Raw genomic sequence first — 16,510 nt, forward strand, 5'->3', positions numbered from 1 at the left:
ATCGTGGCAGTCGTGCGGCGGGCAGGGGTCATTCGACGGTCTCGTCGTCGGAGATCAGGCCGCGGCGGACCCGGGACGCGTGTTTGCGCTCGGCGGCGGAGATGCGCTCGGTCTGGTCGAGGCGGGGGTCGGTGCCCCGGCCGGTCATCACCATGTCCACGCCCGCGGAGATCTGCGGTTCCCAGTCGAAGGTGACGTCGCCGATCGTGACGGGCGCACCCGGTTCGGCGCCGAGCTTCTCGAGCTGCTCCTCGACACCCAGGCGGGCCAGCCGGTCGGCCAGATACCCGACGGCCTCGTCGTTGTCGAACTGCGTCTGGCGCACCCAGCGCTCGGGACGTTCACCGCGCACGATGAATCCGCCCTCGAGCTCGGCATCACGCTCGACGCTGAAACCGCTCTCCCCCGCGGCCACCGGACGAATCACCTGTCGCGGCGGGGCCGCCTTCGGATGCGCCTCGCGGTATTCGCGGACCATCTCCGCGAGCGCGAATGTCAACGGCCGCAACCCTTCCCGGCTCACCGTCGAGATCGTGTAGACCGGCCAGCCGCGCTCGCCGAACTCGGCTCGCACCATCTCGGCCAGTTCTGCGGCGTCCGGGATATCGGCCTTGTTCAGGATCACCACGCGCGGGCGGTCGGCCAGATCGCCGAGTTCGGCATCGGCCTTCAACGCGGGTTTGTAGGCGGCCAGTTCCGCCTCCAGCGCGTCGACATCGGACACCGGATCGCGGCCCGGTTCGAGTGTGGCGCAGTCCACCACGTGGGCGAGCACCGCACAGCGTTCGAGATGGCGCAGGAACTCCAGGCCCAGGCCACGTCCCTCGCTCGCGCCCGGGATCAGGCCTGGTACGTCGGCGACGGTGAAGGTGGTGTCACCGCTGGACACCACGCCGAGATTGGGCACCAGCGTGGTGAACGGATAGTCGGCCACCTTCGGCTTCGCCGCCGAGAGCACCGAGACCAGCGAGGACTTACCGGCCGACGGGAAACCCACCAGACCCACATCGGCGACCGACTTCAGCTCCAGGACGACATCGCGTTCCTCGCCGTCCTCGCCGAGCAATGCGAAGCCGGGCGCCTTGCGCGCCTTGGAGGCCAGCGCCGCGTTGCCGAGTCCACCCCGCCCGCCGCGGGCGGCGATATAGGTGGTGCCGGCGCCGACCAGATCGGCGAGCACCTCCCCGTCGGAACCGATGACCACGGTCCCGTCCGGAACCTGCAACAGCAGATCCGCACCCTGTTTGCCGTCGCGGTTACCGCCCTCGCCGGGTTTGCCGTTACCGCCCTTGGCGTGCGGATGGAAATGAAAGTCCAGCAGCGTGTGCACATTCGGGTCGACCTGGAGGATCACGTTCCCGCCGTGGCCCCCGTTGCCGCCGTCCGGGCCACCCAGCGGCTTGTACTTCTCGCGGTGCACCGAGGCACACCCGTGCCCGCCCTTACCTGCGCGGACGTGCAGCACGACGCGGTCGATGAACTTCGACATGCTGTTGATCATCCTCCGTAATTCGGGCAGTGCTCAATCTGCCTTCGCTGAGTTCCCCCGTTCCGCCGGTCCGCAATCGACCCGCCCGGCCGACGGCTGCCCCGGACGCACGAAACGGGCCAGGGTTTCTCACCCTGACCCGCTTCGAAGAATGTGTGGAAGGCTCCGGTGCGGCTCAGGCCTGCACCGGCTCCGGAACCACGATGTTCACGGTCTTGCGGCCACGCTTGGTGCCGAACTGGACCGCGCCCGCCGCGAGGGCGAACAGCGTGTCGTCGCCGCCACGGCCGACGTTGACGCCGGGGTGGAAGTGAGTGCCGCGCTGACGCACCAGGATCTCGCCGGCCTGGACGGCCTGACCGCCGAAGCGCTTCACGCCGAGCCGCTGGGCGTTCGAATCACGACCGTTACGGGAACTGGACGCACCCTTCTTATGTGCCATGGCTGTTTACTCCTCGCCTGAATGAAGTGCAGGTCCGGACGGACCTGCGGGAGGGGTTCTTCCCGGAGATTCCGACGGACGTGTGCGGGAGGGAATCCCGCAGGCCGTTTACTTGATGCCGGTGACCTTCAGGACCGTCAGCTTCTGACGGTGGCCCTGACGCTTGTGGTAGCCGGTCTTGTTCTTGAACTTGTGGATGCGGATCTTGGGACCCTTGGTCTGGTCGACGATCTCGGCGGAAACCGAAACCTTCGCCAGCTTGTCCGCATCGGTGGTCAGCTCAGCGCCATCGACGACGAGCACCGGGGAGAGCGATACCGCGCTGCCCGTCTCGCCCTCGATCTTCTCGACCTTCACCAGGTCACCGACCGCGACCTTGTACTGCTTTCCGCCGGTCTTGACGATCGCGTACGTTGCCATCGGTCGGCTGCCCTCTTTCTCTACTAGTGCTCGGCACTCTGCTCGCGCGGCCGCTGTCCGGTCAACACCGGAAACCGCCGCACGACTGGTCTGGTAATCACCGCCGCATCAGCGCCTGTGGCTCTCGTTCGAACCGGGCCACGGGCCAGCGCACAAGACAGTGCTGACGCCGAGCAGCGACTGTCCAAGGTTACAGGACGCGCACCCCAGCGACAAAACCAGGGTTGCGTCCGGTAATCCCGCCTCGACCACAGGGATTCGCGGCACCCCGAGCATTGCCGGTCGCTTCGCGCGGGACCCGGATGGCTCGACGCGGCGGCACGGTGTGCCTCGACCGGCCGACACCGAGCGCGGGGCCCGGGCACTGGCTGCCCGGGCCCCGCTGCCGGCAGGCCGGCTGTGACCAACCACTCAGCCGATCGGCCGGCTCACTCGCCCTGTTCCGGCGCGCCCGCGGCCCGCCCGGCACTGCGGCGGCGAGGACGACTGCGCGGCACCGCCACCGGTGTGAAGTCCGTCACCGAAGCCGCCGAGTTTTCCGTCTGGTCGGAGCTGGACAGTACGAATACCGCCGCGGCGCTGTCCGTGCTGAGCGCCGCCGAAGAGCGGGCCACCCGACGACGCCCCTTGCGGGGCGGTTCGGGTTGTGCGCTGTCCGAGCCGTCCAGGGCCTGATCGGCGGCGTCGTCGTGGTCCGCGACCAACTGCTCGGCGGAGATCGTCGGCGCAGCCGGTTCGGGCGTCCGCGACGGACCGGCCGATTCATCGACCGCACTCGATCGCGCGGGCTCGCCGTCCGGCTCGGCATCGACCACTCGCGCCGCGTCACCAGCAACAACCGGTACGGACTCACCCGTGCGGTCGGAACGATCGGCTTGTGCCGGTTCGCCGGACTCCGGCTCGATCGCCGCACCGCCGCCGGCCACCGGCTCCCGCGCACGATCCGAATCCCCGGCCTCCGCCGCTTCGTTCGCGCGCGCGGCCAGTTCTCGTGCCGCCTCGCGACCGGACCTGGAACGGCGTCGGCGTGACGGCCGCTCGGCGGTCTGCTCCGGCGCGGACGCCGCCGTCTCCGGCTCCGCGGACACCTCCGGCGTCACCGCGTCCGCCCGCGCCTCTGTCTCGTCACCGTGGTGCGCGGCCATCGCCAACGCCACCGGATGCGCCCGCTTGGCGGCGGCGTCCTCCTCGGCATGCGCGTCCGCGGGCGCCTGCGCCGCGGCGGGCGCGGGCGTACCGGCCTTGTCCTTGTCCTTGCGACGGCGACGGCCCTCACGGCGGCCGACACCTTCTTCGGCGGGGGCGGACTCCACCGGGTAGTCGTGCACGAGGATGCCGCGGCCGTGGCAGTGCTCACAGGTGGTGGAGAACGCCTCGACCAGCCCGGTACCCAGCTTCTTGCGGGTCATCTGCACCAAGCCCAGCGAGGTCACCTCGGACACCTGATGGCGGGTGCGGTCGCGGCCCAGCGCCTCGGTCAGCCGGCGCAGCACCAGGTCCCGGTTGGATTCGAGCACCATATCGATGAAGTCGACGACGATCATGCCGCCGATGTCCCGCAGGCGCATCTGGCGCACGATCTCCTCGGCCGCCTCGAGGTTGTTGCGGGTGACCGTCTCCTCGAGGTTGCTGCCGCCGGCGCCGGTGAATTTGCCGGTGTTGACGTCGATGACGGTCATCGCCTCGGTGCGGTCGATGACCAGGGTGCCGCCCGAGGGCAGCCACACCTTGCGGTCCAGCGCCTTGGACAGCTGCTCATCGATCCGGAAGCTGCCGAAAACGTCGACGCTGTCGTTGTCGTAGCGCTGCACCCGCGTCAGCAGATCCGGCGCGACGGTGCGGATGTAGTTCTCGACGGTCGTCCAGGAGCGCTCACCCTCGATGACGAGTTTGGAGAAGTCCTCGTTGAACAGGTCACGGATGACCTTGACCAGCAGGTCCGGCTCCTCGTAGAGGGTCTTGGGCGCACCCGAGCCGTTCTTGGACTGCTCCTCGATGGTCTTCCAGGTGGCCTGCAGCCGCTCGACGTCGCGGGCCAGCTCGGCCTCGGCCACGCCCTCGGAAGCGGTGCGAATGATCACGCCGGCGTCCTGCGGGACGATGTCGCGCAGGATCTCCTTGAGGCGCTTGCGCTCGGTATCGGGCAGTTTGCGGCTGATCCCGGTCGAGGTCCCGCCCGGCACGTACACCAGGAAACGTCCGGCCAGGCTGATCTGCGTGGTCAGCCGAGCGCCCTTGTGCCCGACCGGATCCTTGCTGACCTGCACCAGCACGGTGTCGCCTGGTTTGAGCGCCTGTTCGATCTTGCGCTCCTTACCGCCGAGCCCGGCGGCCTCCCAGTTCACCTCACCGGCGTAGAGCACGCCGTTGCGGCCGCGACCGATGTCGACGAACGCCGCCTCCATGCTGGGCAGCACGTTCTGCACCTTGCCCAGATACACGTTGCCGACCATGGATGCCGACCCGGTGCTGGTCACGAAGTGCTCGACCAGGACGTTGTCCTCGAGTACCGCGACCTGGGTGACCGCGCTCGGATGCTCGGTGAACGTCTTCTCGCGCACCACCATCACCCGGTCCACCGATTCGCGGCGGGCCAGGAATTCCGATTCGGTCAGGATCGGCGGTCGACGGCGCCCGGCCTCGCGACCGTCCCGGCGACGCTGCCGCTTGGCCTCGAGCCGGGTGGAACCGCTGATGCCCTGCACCTCGTCCACGGAGGACGCGGCGACCCGGCGCTTGTTGCGCGGTTCGCGCTCGTGCACGACGGTGTTCGGCGGATCGTCCTCGGATACCTCGTTCTCGGCATCCTCACCGGCCTTGCGACGGCGGCGACGACGGCGACGACGGGTCGATCCCTCGGGCACCGCATCGCTGTCCTCGGCGCTGTCCTCGGCCGACTCGGATTCGGTGCTGCCGGAATCCTCGGCCGACTCCTCCTGGTCCTCGGAATCGTCCGAGTCGTCGGTATCGCTGTCCGCGGACTGCTCGCCCCGGCCGCGGCCCCGGCCGCGACGGCCGCGACGGCGACGACGCGAACGGCCGCCGTCCTCGGAGTCCTCCCGGGACTGGTCGTCCTCCCAGTCACCCGATTCGGTCTCGGACTCGGCGGCCTCGGTGGTGGCGGTGTCATCGGCGCCGGCGCGGTCCGCGGCGGATTCGGCGTGAGCCGCCTCCTGCTGCGCGGCGGCTTCCTCGACGGCGGCCTGCTCCTCGGCGGCCTTGGCCTGGCGGGCGGCCCGGCGCTGGCGGCGCGCCTCCTCCGCGGCCGCGGCGTCGGGCGGCAGGAACAGCGGTGCGGCGACCATCGCGGGCGCTTCGAAGGTCACCGGCTCGGCGGCCTGGGGCTGTGCCGGCTGGAAGGGACTGGTGAACAGCGATTGCCGCTGCGGCGGTGCGACCGGAGCCGCGGCTTCGGGCTGCGCGGTCGCGGCGGGCGTTTCGGGCTGCGCGGCAGCGGACGCCGCCTCGGCCGCGGGCTGCGCCGCGGCGGTCTCGCCTTCCGGCGTCGAGGCGACCCCGCCGGATGCTGCCGCGCCCGTGCTCGGCACTGTCTCGGACGGGCTCGCGACCGACTCGGCGGTGCCCGTCGCCGGGGCGTTGCTCACCCCGGTCGCGGACGTAGCCGCCGACGGTTCGGAACCGCTCACTCCCGCATCGGACACAGTGCCCGCCGCCTCAGCGGAAGCACCGGTCTCGGCTTCTGGCACCGCGCCCGGGGTAGTGGTCGCCACCGACTCGGCGCCTTCCCGCGCTGCCGGACGCTCGGTTCCGGATTCGGCGGCCGCCGGAGACTGCTCCGGGGCCTGATCCGCGGGGACGAAGGCTTCGCGCACCGACTCGGCGACCGTACGATCCAGGCTCGACTGCGCGCTGCGGGCCTCGGCTCCCAGCTCGGTCAGATGGGCCAGAATGCGTTTGCTGGTGGTTCCCAGCAGCTTCGCCAGCGCGTGTACCCGGATACGTTCCGGCAACTGCGCCGCCTCCCCTACCCCTGGCGCCTGCTGCGGCGCGTGTCCATTCGTATCCTGCGACGTTTCCTGCGGCTCTTGATCGGCCACGAAATCTCCTCGGACCCCCGGGCGCGTCCCACTCGAACGAGAGTGACGCGGCCAACGCGGGGGCGCTGTCTGTTCGCCTCACGCCCCGTGGACGCAAGGCCAAGTGGTCTCCGCCCCGCGTGACCCGTTGTCACCCTGTCGGTCGTCGTTCGGGTAACCGATCACGCGGCGCCTGGCTGTTGGCTCCAACACCGGGTCCGAGCGCTCATCCAGCGTGCGGCCGGACGGCCGAGTCTTGGTAACCGTCCGGGGCAGCGATGATCGGCGTCGAGCCGCGGTGCCATCGGTCGCGCTCGCACCGGCCTGGGCGGCCGATCTCGAGTACTTCCACTGCCAGTATCCCACACGCTCCCGAGGTAATGGCTTCCGTGTCCAATTGCCTGCGCTTCGCTCCGGCATGTCCGCGGCCCGCAGGGGCACCGTGATACAGGCCCGGAGCCACGTCGGGCACGGGCGCGCGAGAACCCGCCGAGGCGGTAACGCCGCTCCTCGGACGGGGTGGCTGCGGGAGTCGGAGTGGGTCGGAACTCCGGGGCCTGCCCGGATCGCCCCCACTCCGGCGAATATCTCCGGCGACTACTGAGCGAACTCCGGGAACCACAGCGCGATCTCGCGCTTGGCCGACTCGGGCGCATCGGAACCGTGGACGAGGTTGTACTGCGTCTCCAGGGCGTAGTCGCCCCGGATGCTGCCGGGCACGGCCTTCTCGACCGGATCGGTGCCACCGGCGATCTGCCGGAAGGCGGTGATGGCGCGCGGGCCCTCGAGGACGGCGGCCACGACCGGACCCGAGGTGATGAACTCGATCAGCGAACCGTAGAACGGCCGCTCGGCGTGCTCGGCGTAGTGCGCCGCGGCAAGCTCCTGCGATACCTGCTTGAACTCCAGCGCGGCGATCTTCAAACCCTTGCGCTCGATGCGGGTGATGATCTCACCGACCAGGCCACGCGCGACGCCGTCCGGCTTGATGAGTATCAACGTCTGTTCAGTCACCGTGCCATTATTGCCTCCGCTTCGCTCCAGCGGGTTCGCGGGCTCTGTTTTCGGCGTCCGCTTCGCTCGGGCGGGTTCGCGGCCCGCAAGGCTCGCCGCTGAGCACTCGAGACCCGGGCTTCGCCCATGCGCGATTTCGATATGTTGTTCCGCGGATCGGGCTCATCCGGGGGCCGCATACAGAACCCACACGCTCGCCGACCGATCGGCACGCCCGCAAGGGCGGTCCGCGCGGATTGCGTTGGGAGCAGGCGTATTCGGTGCGCGTTCGGCGGGTTTACGCAGGCCGGGGCGACTCCGACGGGGTGTCAGGCCCGCTGGCTGGGGAGCATGCCCCGGTCCATCCGCTTCTTGACGTCGGCGCGCAGGACCAGGATGAACGCCCATACCGCGACGAACACCACGCCGATGATGCCGATCGACAGATGGACGAACGTGCCGAGCAGGAGCAGCACCTGCATGGCGATGTTGAACCGCATCGCCCAGGAACGCCGCTGCAATCCGGCGCCGAGGAACATCAGCACGGCCAGGCCGACCAGATAGGTGATCGACCACCAGCTCAATCCGCCGCCGACCGAGGCGACCACCGGCAGTGCCAGCAGCACGGTGATGGCCTCGAGGACCAGCGCACCGGCCATCACTCCGCGAAATCCCTTCCACGGATCGGTCGCCGGGGGCGGCACCGGCTTCTCACTCATGCGGGATCCTTTCCGAACAGCGAACGCGCGGCGCCCGCGGTGACGACAGATCCGGTGATGACGATCCCCGCGCCGGAGACCGGCTCCCCGCTCTCGCCCGCCTCCTCCGCGATGGCGATGGCGGTCTCCACCGCGTCGGCGAGCGTGGCCGCGGTGACCACTCGCTCGTCCCCGAATCGCTGCACCGCGATATCGGCCAGATCGTCGACCGGCAGGGCGCGCGGTGATCCGTTCGTGGTGACCACGACCTCGTCCAGCACCGGCTCGAGCGCGGCCAGGATGCCCGCGGCGTCCTTGTCGCCGAGCACGCCGACGACGCCGACCAATTTGCGGAAGTCGAACTCCTCGGTCAGGGTCGCGGCCAGGGCCTGCGCGCCGTGCGGGTTGTGCGCGGCGTCCAGGAAAATGGTGGGCGCGTTGCGCATGCGCTCCATCCGTCCCGGGCTGATCGCGTTCGCGAATCCGGCGCGCACCGCCTCGATATCGAGTTGCCGGTCCGCACCCGCACCGAAGAACGCCTCCACCGCGGCGAGAGCCACCGCGGCGTTGTGCGCCTGATGTTCGCCGTGCAGCGGCAGGAAGATCTCGTCGTACACCCCGCCCAGGCCCTGGATCTCGAGCACCTGCCCGCCGACCGCGGTCCGCCGGGACAGCAGCCGGAACTCCGAACCCTCGCGGGCGACCGCGGCGTCGGCCTCCACGGTGCGGCGCAGCAGCACATCCATCGCCTCGGGGTCCTGTTCGGCGATGATGGCCACGGTATCGCGCGGCACCAGCGGATCCTCGGGGGCCTTCTTGATGATCCCGGCCTTCTCCCCCGCGATCGAGGTCAGGTCCGGGCCCAGATAGTCCATGTGATCCAGGCCGATCGGCGTGATCACCGCGACCTGGCCGTTCACGACATTGGTGGCGTCCCAGGTGCCGCCCATCCCGGTCTCGACCACCGCGACGTCGACCGGCGCCTCGGCGAACGCCGCATAGGACATCGCCACCAGCACCTCGAACTTGCTCAGCTTCGGCCCGCCCGCGGCCTCGGACCGCTGGTCGATCATCTCGATGTAGGGCTGGATCTCCCGGTAGGTCTCGACATATTTCGCCGGGCTGATCGGCGCGTTGTCGATGGCGATGCGCTCGGTGGCCAGTTGCAGGTGCGGGCTGGTGATCCGGCCGGTGCGCCGGTGCAGCGCGGTGAGCAGCGCGTCGATCATCCGGGTGACCGAGGTCTTGCCGTTCGTCCCGGCCACCTGAATGGCCGGGTACGCGTGCTGCGGCGAGCCGAGCAGATCCAGCAGCGTCGCGATCCGGGTCAGCGACGGCTCGAGTTTGGTCTCGCCCCAGCGCTTGTCGAGTTCGGCCTCGACCAGCGCCATCTCCGCCAGGTCCACCGGGGAGGGCCCGGAGTGCAGCCGCTCCGAGGACCCCCGCTGGAATTCCGGTTCGGAGTTCACTTCTTCGCCGCCAGACGCTCGATCTCCGCCAGCCGCGCGCCGATCCGCGCCACTTCGGATTCGGCGACCTCCCGGCGGGTGCGGATCTTGGCGACCACCTCGTCGGGCGCCTTGGCCAGGAACGCCTCGTTGGCGAGTTTGGCCGTGGTGCTCGTCAATTCCTTCTGCGCCACACCGAGATCCTTCTCCAGACGACGGCGTTCGGCGTCCAGGTCGACGGTGCCGGAGGTGTCGAGTTCGACCGTGACGGTCGCTGCGGAAAGCCGCACCTGCACCGATGCGGTCGCGCTGAAATCGTCGCCGGGCTCGGTGAGCCGGGCCAGATTCGCGATCTGGACCGACAGCCCGGTCAGGTCGGCGGAGTCGATGCCGACCAGCGCGGCGGCCACCTTCTGCTTGTCGGTCAGCCCCTGGTCGCTGCGGAAACGGCGGATCTCGGTGATCAGGCGCTGGGCGTCGGCGATGCGGCGCGCGGCGGTCTCGTCGGTGGCGACGCCCGAGGACCGCGGCCAGGACGCGACGACGATGGACTCGCCTTCCGCCCCGCCGGTCAACGCCCGCCACAGCGATTCGGTGACGAACGGGATGACCGGATGCAGCAGGCGCAACACCGAATCCAGCACCGCGCCCAGCACGGTGCGGGTGTGCGCGGCACGCTCGTCCGATTCGGCGAACTGCACCTTGGCCAGCTCCAGGTACCAGTCGCACAGCTCGTCCCACGCGAAGTGGTACAGCGCCTCGCATGCCTTACCGATCTCGTACCGGTCGAACGCCGAATCCACCTCCGCGCGAACCTGTTCCAGCCGGTCCAGGATCCACCGGTCGGCATCGGTGAGGGCGGCGCGGTCGGCGATCTCACCCGGGGCCGCGCCGTTCATCAACGCGAACTTGGTGGCATTGAACAGCTTGGTGACGAAGCTGCGCGAGGCGGTCACGTGCGGCGGGCCGACGGACAGGTCACTGCCGGGCTGCGCACCGCGCGCGAGGGTGAAACGCGTTGCGTCCGCACCGTATTCGTCGATCCACACCAGCGGATCGACGCCGATGCCCTTGGACTTGGAGTACTTGCGGCCGAATTCGTCGCGAATCAGGCCGTGCAGGAACACATCCCGGAACGGCACCTGCAGCACGCCCGCCGGTTTGCCGGCGGTGATGGCCGGATCGTCGGACACGAACGTGCCGAACATCATCATCCGGGCAACCCAGAAGAACAGGATGTCGTAACCGGTGACGAGAACGCTTGTCGGATAGAACTTCTCGAGTTCCGGGGTGGCGTCGGGCCAGCCCATCGTGGAGAACGGCCACAGCCCCGAGGAGAACCAGGTGTCCAGCACGTCCGGATCCTGGACGTAGCCCTCGGGGGCCTGCTCGTCCGGCCCTACGCAGACGATCTCGCCTTCGGGGCCGTACCAGATCGGGATGCGATGGCCCCACCACAGCTGACGCGAGATGCACCAGTCGTGCATGTCGTCCACCCAGTCGAACCAACGCGGCTCCTGACTGGCGGGATGAATCACGGTGTCCCCGTTGCGAACCGCGTCGCCCGCCGCCTTGGCCAGGGATTCCACCTTCACCCACCACTGCATGGACAGCCGGGGTTCGATGGGTTCGCCGGAACGTTCGGAATGACCGACGCTGTGCACGTACGGCCGCTTCTCCGCGACGATGCGACCCTCCTCGGTGAGGCGTTCGCGGATCTTCACCCGCGCCTCGAAGCGGTCCATACCGTCGAATTCGGTTCCGGTATCGGCGATCTTGCCGGACTTGTCCATGATGGTGGGCATGGGCAGGTTGTGCCGCAGGCCGAGTTCGAAGTCGTTCGGATCGTGCGCGGGGGTGATCTTCACCGCGCCGGAACCGAATTCGGGATCGACGTAGTCGTCGGCGACGACGGGGATCTGCCGTCCGGTGATCGGATGGTAGAGCGTCGTGCCGATCAGGCTCGCGTAGCGCGCGTCCTCGGGGTGCACCGCGACCGCGGTGTCACCGAGCATGGTCTCCACCCGGGTGGTCGCCACGATGATGTGCGGTTCGTCGTCCCGGAGCGAGCCGTAGCGCAGGGAGACCAGCTCGCCCTCGACGTCCTCGTATTTGACCTCGACGTCGGAGATCGCGGTCTTCAGCACGGGCGACCAGTTCACCAGGCGCTCGGCGCGGTAGATCAGGCCCGCGTCGAACAGGCGCTTGAAGATCGTCTGCACCGCGCGGGACAGGCCCTCGTCCATGGTGAAGCGGTCGCGCGCCCAGTCCACGCCGACGCCGAGGCGGCGCATCTGGCCCTGGATGGCGCCGCCGGACTCGTGCTTCCAATCCCAGACCTTGTCGACGAACAGTTCGCGGCCGAAGTCCTCCTTGGTCTTCCCGTCGCGCGCGAGCTGCTTCTCCACCACGGACTGCGTGGCGATTCCGGCGTGATCCATACCGGGCAGCCACAGCACCTCGTAGCCCTGCATGCGCTTGCGGCGGGTGAGCAGATCCATGATGGTGTGGTCGAAGGCGTGACCCATGTGCAGATTGCCGGTGACGTTGGGCGGCGGCAGCACGATCGAGTAGGGGGCCTTCGCGCTCTTCGCGTCGGCGGCGAAGTAACCAGCGGCTACCCAGCCCTCGTACAGGTCCGACTCCACGTCGCCGGGATTCCAGCTCTTGGGGAGGGCATCGGCACGATTTCGTGAGTTCTCAGAGGCTGTGCTGGTCACCGTGTGATTCTAAGGAGTTGGGTCGCGGCCCGGACGACGGCCCCGGCGGAGCAGTTCCACATCGGCTCGCAGGCGGCTCCGCAGCGATCACGCCCGCGCGCCGAACGGGGGTGTGGATACCCGAGAGGGCGGGGGTTTCGGCGGATGAGGGACACCGAAAACCCCGCCCACAAGGTTCAGGCTACCGCCGATTCACGCGGTATTCCCGTTTCCATATCGAATTCTCAGGTTCGGACCGAATCCTTTGCGTTCGTGCAAGATTGCCGCACAGGCGTGCCACCGGCCGAGGCCGCGCACCGGTCTCTCGTGAGCGCGCACGTTCGGGCCGGCGGAGATAAAATTCGGCACCGAGCCGTGGGTTCGTCCGAACCCGCACTTCATCGAGGATTGGGTCGAAAGAGGATTCTCATGCGTGCTCGGACCGTTGTCATCGCCGCCGTGGCCACCGCGGCGGGTGTCACCGCCGGATTCGTCGGCGCCGGATCGGCCGCGGCGCTCACTCCCGTCACCGTGCCGCGGACCGGCGGGGTCGGGGTGGAGCTGAACCCCGGCGAGACCCGGATGTTCGCCAACGGCCCGATCCCGGCCCTGATCGATCAGGCGCTGCCGGCCGACGCCATCGCCGTCGGCATCGGACACGGTTCGCAACTGCCGCGGACCGGCGACCACATCCGGGCCGATCTGCCCAGCATCGTCAACGAGGCCGCGAACAAGCCCGGCGGCCGGGTCGCCCTGGTTCTGCAGCCGGGCCCGGAACTGGCCGTGGTGCAGATCTGGTAGCACTCCCGGTCAGGGCACGAGCACGGGCAGGGCGCCCGGTAACGCGCGGAAGGTCGTCGGCAGCACGCCGACCGGCTCACCGTCCGCGGTCACCGGCGCGTCCGGAGCCCGCAGCTCCACGGTTGCCGCGCGATACTGGCTCAGGGCCGGATGATCGACCCGCTGTCCCGCGGACAGAGCCGGAAGCAGGCGCACCATATCTCGCCGGGGCATCGCGCCGACCACGGTCACCTCGAGCAGCCCGTCGTCGATCACCGCGTCCGGGCAGATCAGCATGCCGCCGCCGTAGCTGCGCGCGTTGCCCACCGCGACCATCACCGCCTCGGTCTCGACGACCGAACCCACGGACTGCCCCGGCACGCCGGATAATTCGAGGCGATAGGGTACGGCCAGCCGCCCGGCCAGCTCCGTCACGGCGGCGAGGGTGTAGCGCAGGCGTCCCTTCGGGTAGCGCATCCGATTGGCGCGCAGGGTGACCCGCGCATCGAATCCGGTGCCCGCCACGGTCGCGAACCTGATCGGCCCCGGTATGCCGAAACCCGTTCCCGCCGAGCGCGTTCCGGCCGCGCCAGGCTCGGGGGCCCGGACCTGCGCCGCGCCGAGATCGATGGTGCGGATCGTGCCGCCCAGCACGATGTCCGCCGCCGAGATCGGATCGTCCTGCGGCACACCGAGTTCGCGGGCCAGATCGTTACCGGTCCCGCCCGGCACCAGGGCCAGCGGCACGCCGGTACCGGCCATGGCCTGCAGGGTGATGCAGACCAGGCCGTCGCCGCCCGCGCAGACCACCACATCGGGCACGGTGTCGCCGGCGAGCCGATCCCGAACCAGGCGAATCGATTCCGCGGCGCTGGCTCCGGTCAGCTCGTCCACCACCACACCACGCGCCCGTAGCCGCGCCGCCGCCATGGCGGCGGCGGCCTGTCCTTTACCGTGCCCGGACAACGGGTTGGTCACCAGTAGTACCGAACCCACCCCGGCGGGTCCGTTCACGGGATCAGCTTTCCGGGGTTGAGGATTCCGGCGGGGTCGACCGTCTGTTTGACCGCGCGCAACACCTGTACGCCCAGGTCGCCGATCTCCCCCGGCATCCAGGTGCGGTGGTCCCGGCCGACGGCATGGTGGTGCGTGATGGTGCCGCCGGACACGGCGATGGCATCGCCGACCGCGCGTTTGGCGATGTGCCACTGGGTGATCGGATCGTCGAGTTGTTTGGCGATGACCGTGAAGTACAGTGACGCGCCGGTCGGGTAGGTGTGCGAGATATGGCACATGACCAGCGGCGGGGTGCCCTGCCCGCCCAGCGATTCGGTCAGCGCGGCGGTCACTTTCGCCTTGAGCCCGGCGAGATCGGACCAGCTGGACGCGGTTTCCAGGGTTTCACAGAGAATCTCGTGATCCAGCAACGCATCTCGCAGATAGGGCGCGGCGAAGCGGCCGCGTTCCCACTCCCGCGCGGGTTCCTCGCCCAGCGCGACCCCACCGGCGGCGGCGAACAGCGCGTTCGCCTCGGCGCCGCGGGCTTCGACGTGGGCGGCGGTGCCCTCGAACGTGGTCACGGCCAGACATCCGGCCACCGGTGCGCCGCCGATATCGCCCGCGCGCGCCAGATTCAGGCCGGTCTCGGCCTCGTCGGACAATCGCAGCACGGTCGGGGCGGCCCCGGTCTGCACCACGGTGCGCAGCGCGGCCGCGCCGGTCGCGAAGTCCGGGAACGACCAGGCCTGATACCCAACGGTTTCCGGCACCGGATGCACCCGCAGCGTGACCTCGGTGATCACCCCGAGCGTGCCTTCCGAACCCGAGAAGAGCTCGCGCAGGTCGGGTCCCGCCGCCGAGGCCGGTGCCCGGCCCAGATCCAATGTGCCGCGCGGGGTCGCGACTCGCAGACGCTGGATCATATCGTCGAAACGTCCGTACCCGGCCGAGGCCTGGCCACTGGAACGGGTCGCGGCGAATCCGCCGATACTCGCGAATTCGAAGCTCTGCGGGAAGTGCCCGAGCGAGAATCCGCGCGCCGCGAGCAGTTCCTCGGCCTGCGGGCCGGTCAGACCGGCGCCCAGGGTCGCGGTGTGGCTGACCTCGTCCAGCTCCGTCAAGCTGGTCAACCGCCGAAGATCCAGGGCGACAACGGTTTCGAAACCGGCGCGAACGGGATCCACGCCGCCGACGACACTGGTGCCGCCGCCGAAGGGCACCACCGCGATCCCTCGCTCGGCGCAGTAGCCCAGGACGTCCAGAACCTCGCCGTGGTCCGCGGGGAAGACGACCGCGTCCGGCGCCTCCTGCGGCTCGCCGGACCGGCGGCGCAGCAGATCGGGAGTGCTCTTACCCCCGGCGCGCAACAGCCGGGCGCGGTGGTCGGTGCGGACCTGATCCGCACCGACCACCGCGGACAACCCCGCGAGGTGCGCCTGCGACAGGGCCGAGGCGCGCAATGGCACGTTGCCCTCATCGCGACGCGCCATCGAATCACCGGACACCCCGAACACCTGCACCAGCAAGGTCCGGATCTTTTCCGGGAGCGGCGCGTGCGCGGAGGGAATGCCCCAGGCGTCCCACACCATACTCGGGCGGGACGACAACTCGCCCGGCATTGCCGCAGAAGACGAATCCTGCCGTTCATCGACCATGCGTTACAGTCTTACATAGAATGTCAAGCAGTAATCAGCCGACGTGCGGACCGTCGACGTCCGCGCCCGACCCGACAAGTGATCCGATGCAGACAATCGACGTCGCCGGCACCGGCGACGAGCCCTCCGAGATCGACCTGGCGATCCTGGACGCCGCCCGCGCCTGCGTGGAGGAGTTCGGTGTGCGCCGCACCACGCTGACCGAGGTGGCCCGGCGCGCCGGCGTGAGCCGCCCCACGGTCTACCGCCGCTGGCCGGACACCGGCTCGCTGCTCGCCGAACTGCTGGTGCGGGAACTGCGCAAAATCGTCGGCCGGACCATGCCCGGAACCGGCCCGGCTCGGGCCCGCCTGGTCGACGGAGTCGTGGCCGGCGCGGCGACGATCCGCGAGAACGCGTTGTTCGCCAAGATATTCCGCACCGACACCGACCTGATGCTGACCTACGTCTTCGGCCGCCTCGGTCGCAACCAGCGTGAGCTGATCCTGCTGTTCGCCGCGCTGATCCGCGAGGGCCAGCGCGACGGCTCGATCCGCCCCGGCGATCCGGACGAACTGGCCACCATGGTGCTGCTGATCTCCCAGTCCGCCGTGCAGTCCGCCGGAATGGTCGGCCATATCCTCGAGGAGTCCCGCCTGGACGCCGAACTCGCCCGCGCCCTCGACGGCTATCTGCTGCCCGGCGACAGTCCCGGCCTGCGATGAGCACGCGGCGCCCGCACCGAGGCACAGCGGGCCGCGGTCGGCGGCGGTCGGGAGCCCGGTCACACTGCGGCACAACTGATGCCGGCCGCCCGCGAACCAACCGACGCGCGGCGGAGCCGAGCGAAGCCCGCACGGATATCCCGCCG

12 protein-coding genes are annotated in these 16,510 nt (G+C 69.5%); 2 read left to right on the forward strand and 10 right to left on the reverse strand.

All coding sequences use genetic code 11. From position 1 onward, the window contains the following. Positions 1 to 28 precede the first annotated feature (28 nt). The 8 genes from obgE to AC5WS7_RS21045 form a co-directional block, all read right to left on the reverse strand. Complete coding sequence (obgE, locus tag AC5WS7_RS21010; protein ID WP_495956247.1) at positions 29 to 1,489, reverse strand: GTPase ObgE; 1,461 nt, start codon at positions 1,487 to 1,489, stop codon at positions 29 to 31. Between the two features lie 175 nt (positions 1,490 to 1,664). Then, positions 1,665 to 1,931 (reverse strand): 50S ribosomal protein L27, encoded by a 267-nt coding sequence (gene rpmA / locus AC5WS7_RS21015; protein WP_067890806.1) that lies wholly within the window; start codon positions 1,929 to 1,931, stop codon positions 1,665 to 1,667. Positions 1,932 to 2,039: 108 nt separating this feature from the next. Next, entirely contained in the window at positions 2,040 to 2,351 is a 312-nt protein-coding gene (rplU, locus tag AC5WS7_RS21020) for a 50S ribosomal protein L21 (RefSeq protein WP_040820290.1), read from the reverse strand. Between the two features lie 428 nt (positions 2,352 to 2,779). Beyond that, a complete protein-coding gene (locus AC5WS7_RS21025; RefSeq protein WP_495956248.1) occupies positions 2,780 to 6,409 on the reverse strand; it encodes a translation initiation factor IF-2 N-terminal domain-containing protein in 3,630 nt (1,209 codons plus the stop codon). 576 nt (positions 6,410 to 6,985) lie between these two features. Next, positions 6,986 to 7,402, reverse strand: a complete 417-nt coding sequence (ndk, locus tag AC5WS7_RS21030) for a nucleoside-diphosphate kinase (protein WP_067683967.1) — start codon at positions 7,400 to 7,402, stop codon at positions 6,986 to 6,988. Positions 7,403 to 7,710: 308 nt separating this feature from the next. Further along, positions 7,711 to 8,100, reverse strand: a complete 390-nt coding sequence (locus AC5WS7_RS21035) for a DUF4233 domain-containing protein (RefSeq protein WP_495956249.1) — start codon at positions 8,098 to 8,100, stop codon at positions 7,711 to 7,713. Next, positions 8,097 to 9,470 (reverse strand): bifunctional tetrahydrofolate synthase/dihydrofolate synthase, encoded by a 1,374-nt coding sequence (gene folC, locus AC5WS7_RS21040; RefSeq protein WP_495956444.1) that lies wholly within the window; start codon positions 9,468 to 9,470, stop codon positions 8,097 to 8,099. Before folC ends, AC5WS7_RS21035 begins: the two co-directional genes overlap by 4 nt. A 74-nt stretch (positions 9,471 to 9,544) precedes the next feature. Beyond that, positions 9,545 to 12,247, reverse strand: a complete 2,703-nt coding sequence (locus AC5WS7_RS21045) for a valine--tRNA ligase (protein WP_495956250.1) — start codon at positions 12,245 to 12,247, stop codon at positions 9,545 to 9,547. Between the two features lie 408 nt (positions 12,248 to 12,655). On the opposite strand from AC5WS7_RS21045, the gene AC5WS7_RS21050 reads away from it, so the two are divergent. Beyond that, entirely contained in the window at positions 12,656 to 13,027 is a 372-nt protein-coding gene (locus tag AC5WS7_RS21050; protein WP_495956251.1) for a hypothetical protein, read from the forward strand. 9 nt (positions 13,028 to 13,036) lie between these two features. Here AC5WS7_RS21050 and AC5WS7_RS21055 read toward each other — a convergent pair whose 3' ends face one another. Then, positions 13,037 to 14,020, reverse strand: coding sequence for a diacylglycerol kinase family protein (locus AC5WS7_RS21055; RefSeq protein WP_495956252.1), 984 nt, complete (start codon positions 14,018 to 14,020; stop codon positions 13,037 to 13,039). Next, a complete protein-coding gene (locus tag AC5WS7_RS21060; protein ID WP_495956445.1) occupies positions 14,017 to 15,594 on the reverse strand; it encodes an FAD-binding oxidoreductase in 1,578 nt (525 codons plus the stop codon). The genes AC5WS7_RS21055 and AC5WS7_RS21060 overlap by 4 nt, the downstream gene beginning before the upstream one ends. Before the next feature lie 152 nt (positions 15,595 to 15,746). Between AC5WS7_RS21060 and AC5WS7_RS21065 the strand changes: the two genes are divergently transcribed. Beyond that, complete coding sequence (locus tag AC5WS7_RS21065; protein ID WP_495956253.1) at positions 15,747 to 16,364, forward strand: TetR/AcrR family transcriptional regulator; 618 nt, start codon at positions 15,747 to 15,749, stop codon at positions 16,362 to 16,364. Positions 16,365 to 16,510: the final 146 nt, after the last annotated feature.

The organism is Nocardia sp. PLKS1-43 (assembly GCF_059510335.1).

What these genes read in the sequence shown, in the direction of transcription:
- AC5WS7_RS21060 (WP_495956445.1), bottom strand. Translation starts at nt 15,594, where the DNA reads ATGGTGTGGGACGCCTGGGGCATTCCCTCCGCGCACGCGCCGCTCCCG.
- AC5WS7_RS21065 (WP_495956253.1), top strand. Translation starts at nt 15,747, where the DNA reads ATGCAGACAATCGACGTCGCCGGCACCGGCGACGAGCCCTCCGAGATC.
- AC5WS7_RS21050 (WP_495956251.1), top strand. Translation starts at nt 12,656, where the DNA reads ATGCGTGCTCGGACCGTTGTCATCGCCGCCGTGGCCACCGCGGCGGGT.
- rpmA (WP_067890806.1), bottom strand. Translation starts at nt 1,931, where the DNA reads ATGGCACATAAGAAGGGTGCGTCCAGTTCCCGTAACGGTCGTGATTCG.
- rplU (WP_040820290.1), bottom strand. Translation starts at nt 2,351, where the DNA reads ATGGCAACGTACGCGATCGTCAAGACCGGCGGAAAGCAGTACAAGGTC.
- folC (WP_495956444.1), bottom strand. Translation starts at nt 9,470, where the DNA reads ATGGCGCTGGTCGAGGCCGAACTCGACAAGCGCTGGGGCGAGACCAAA.
- AC5WS7_RS21035 (WP_495956249.1), bottom strand. Translation starts at nt 8,100, where the DNA reads ATGAGTGAGAAGCCGGTGCCGCCCCCGGCGACCGATCCGTGGAAGGGA.
- obgE (WP_495956247.1), bottom strand. Translation starts at nt 1,489, where the DNA reads ATGTCGAAGTTCATCGACCGCGTCGTGCTGCACGTCCGCGCAGGTAAG.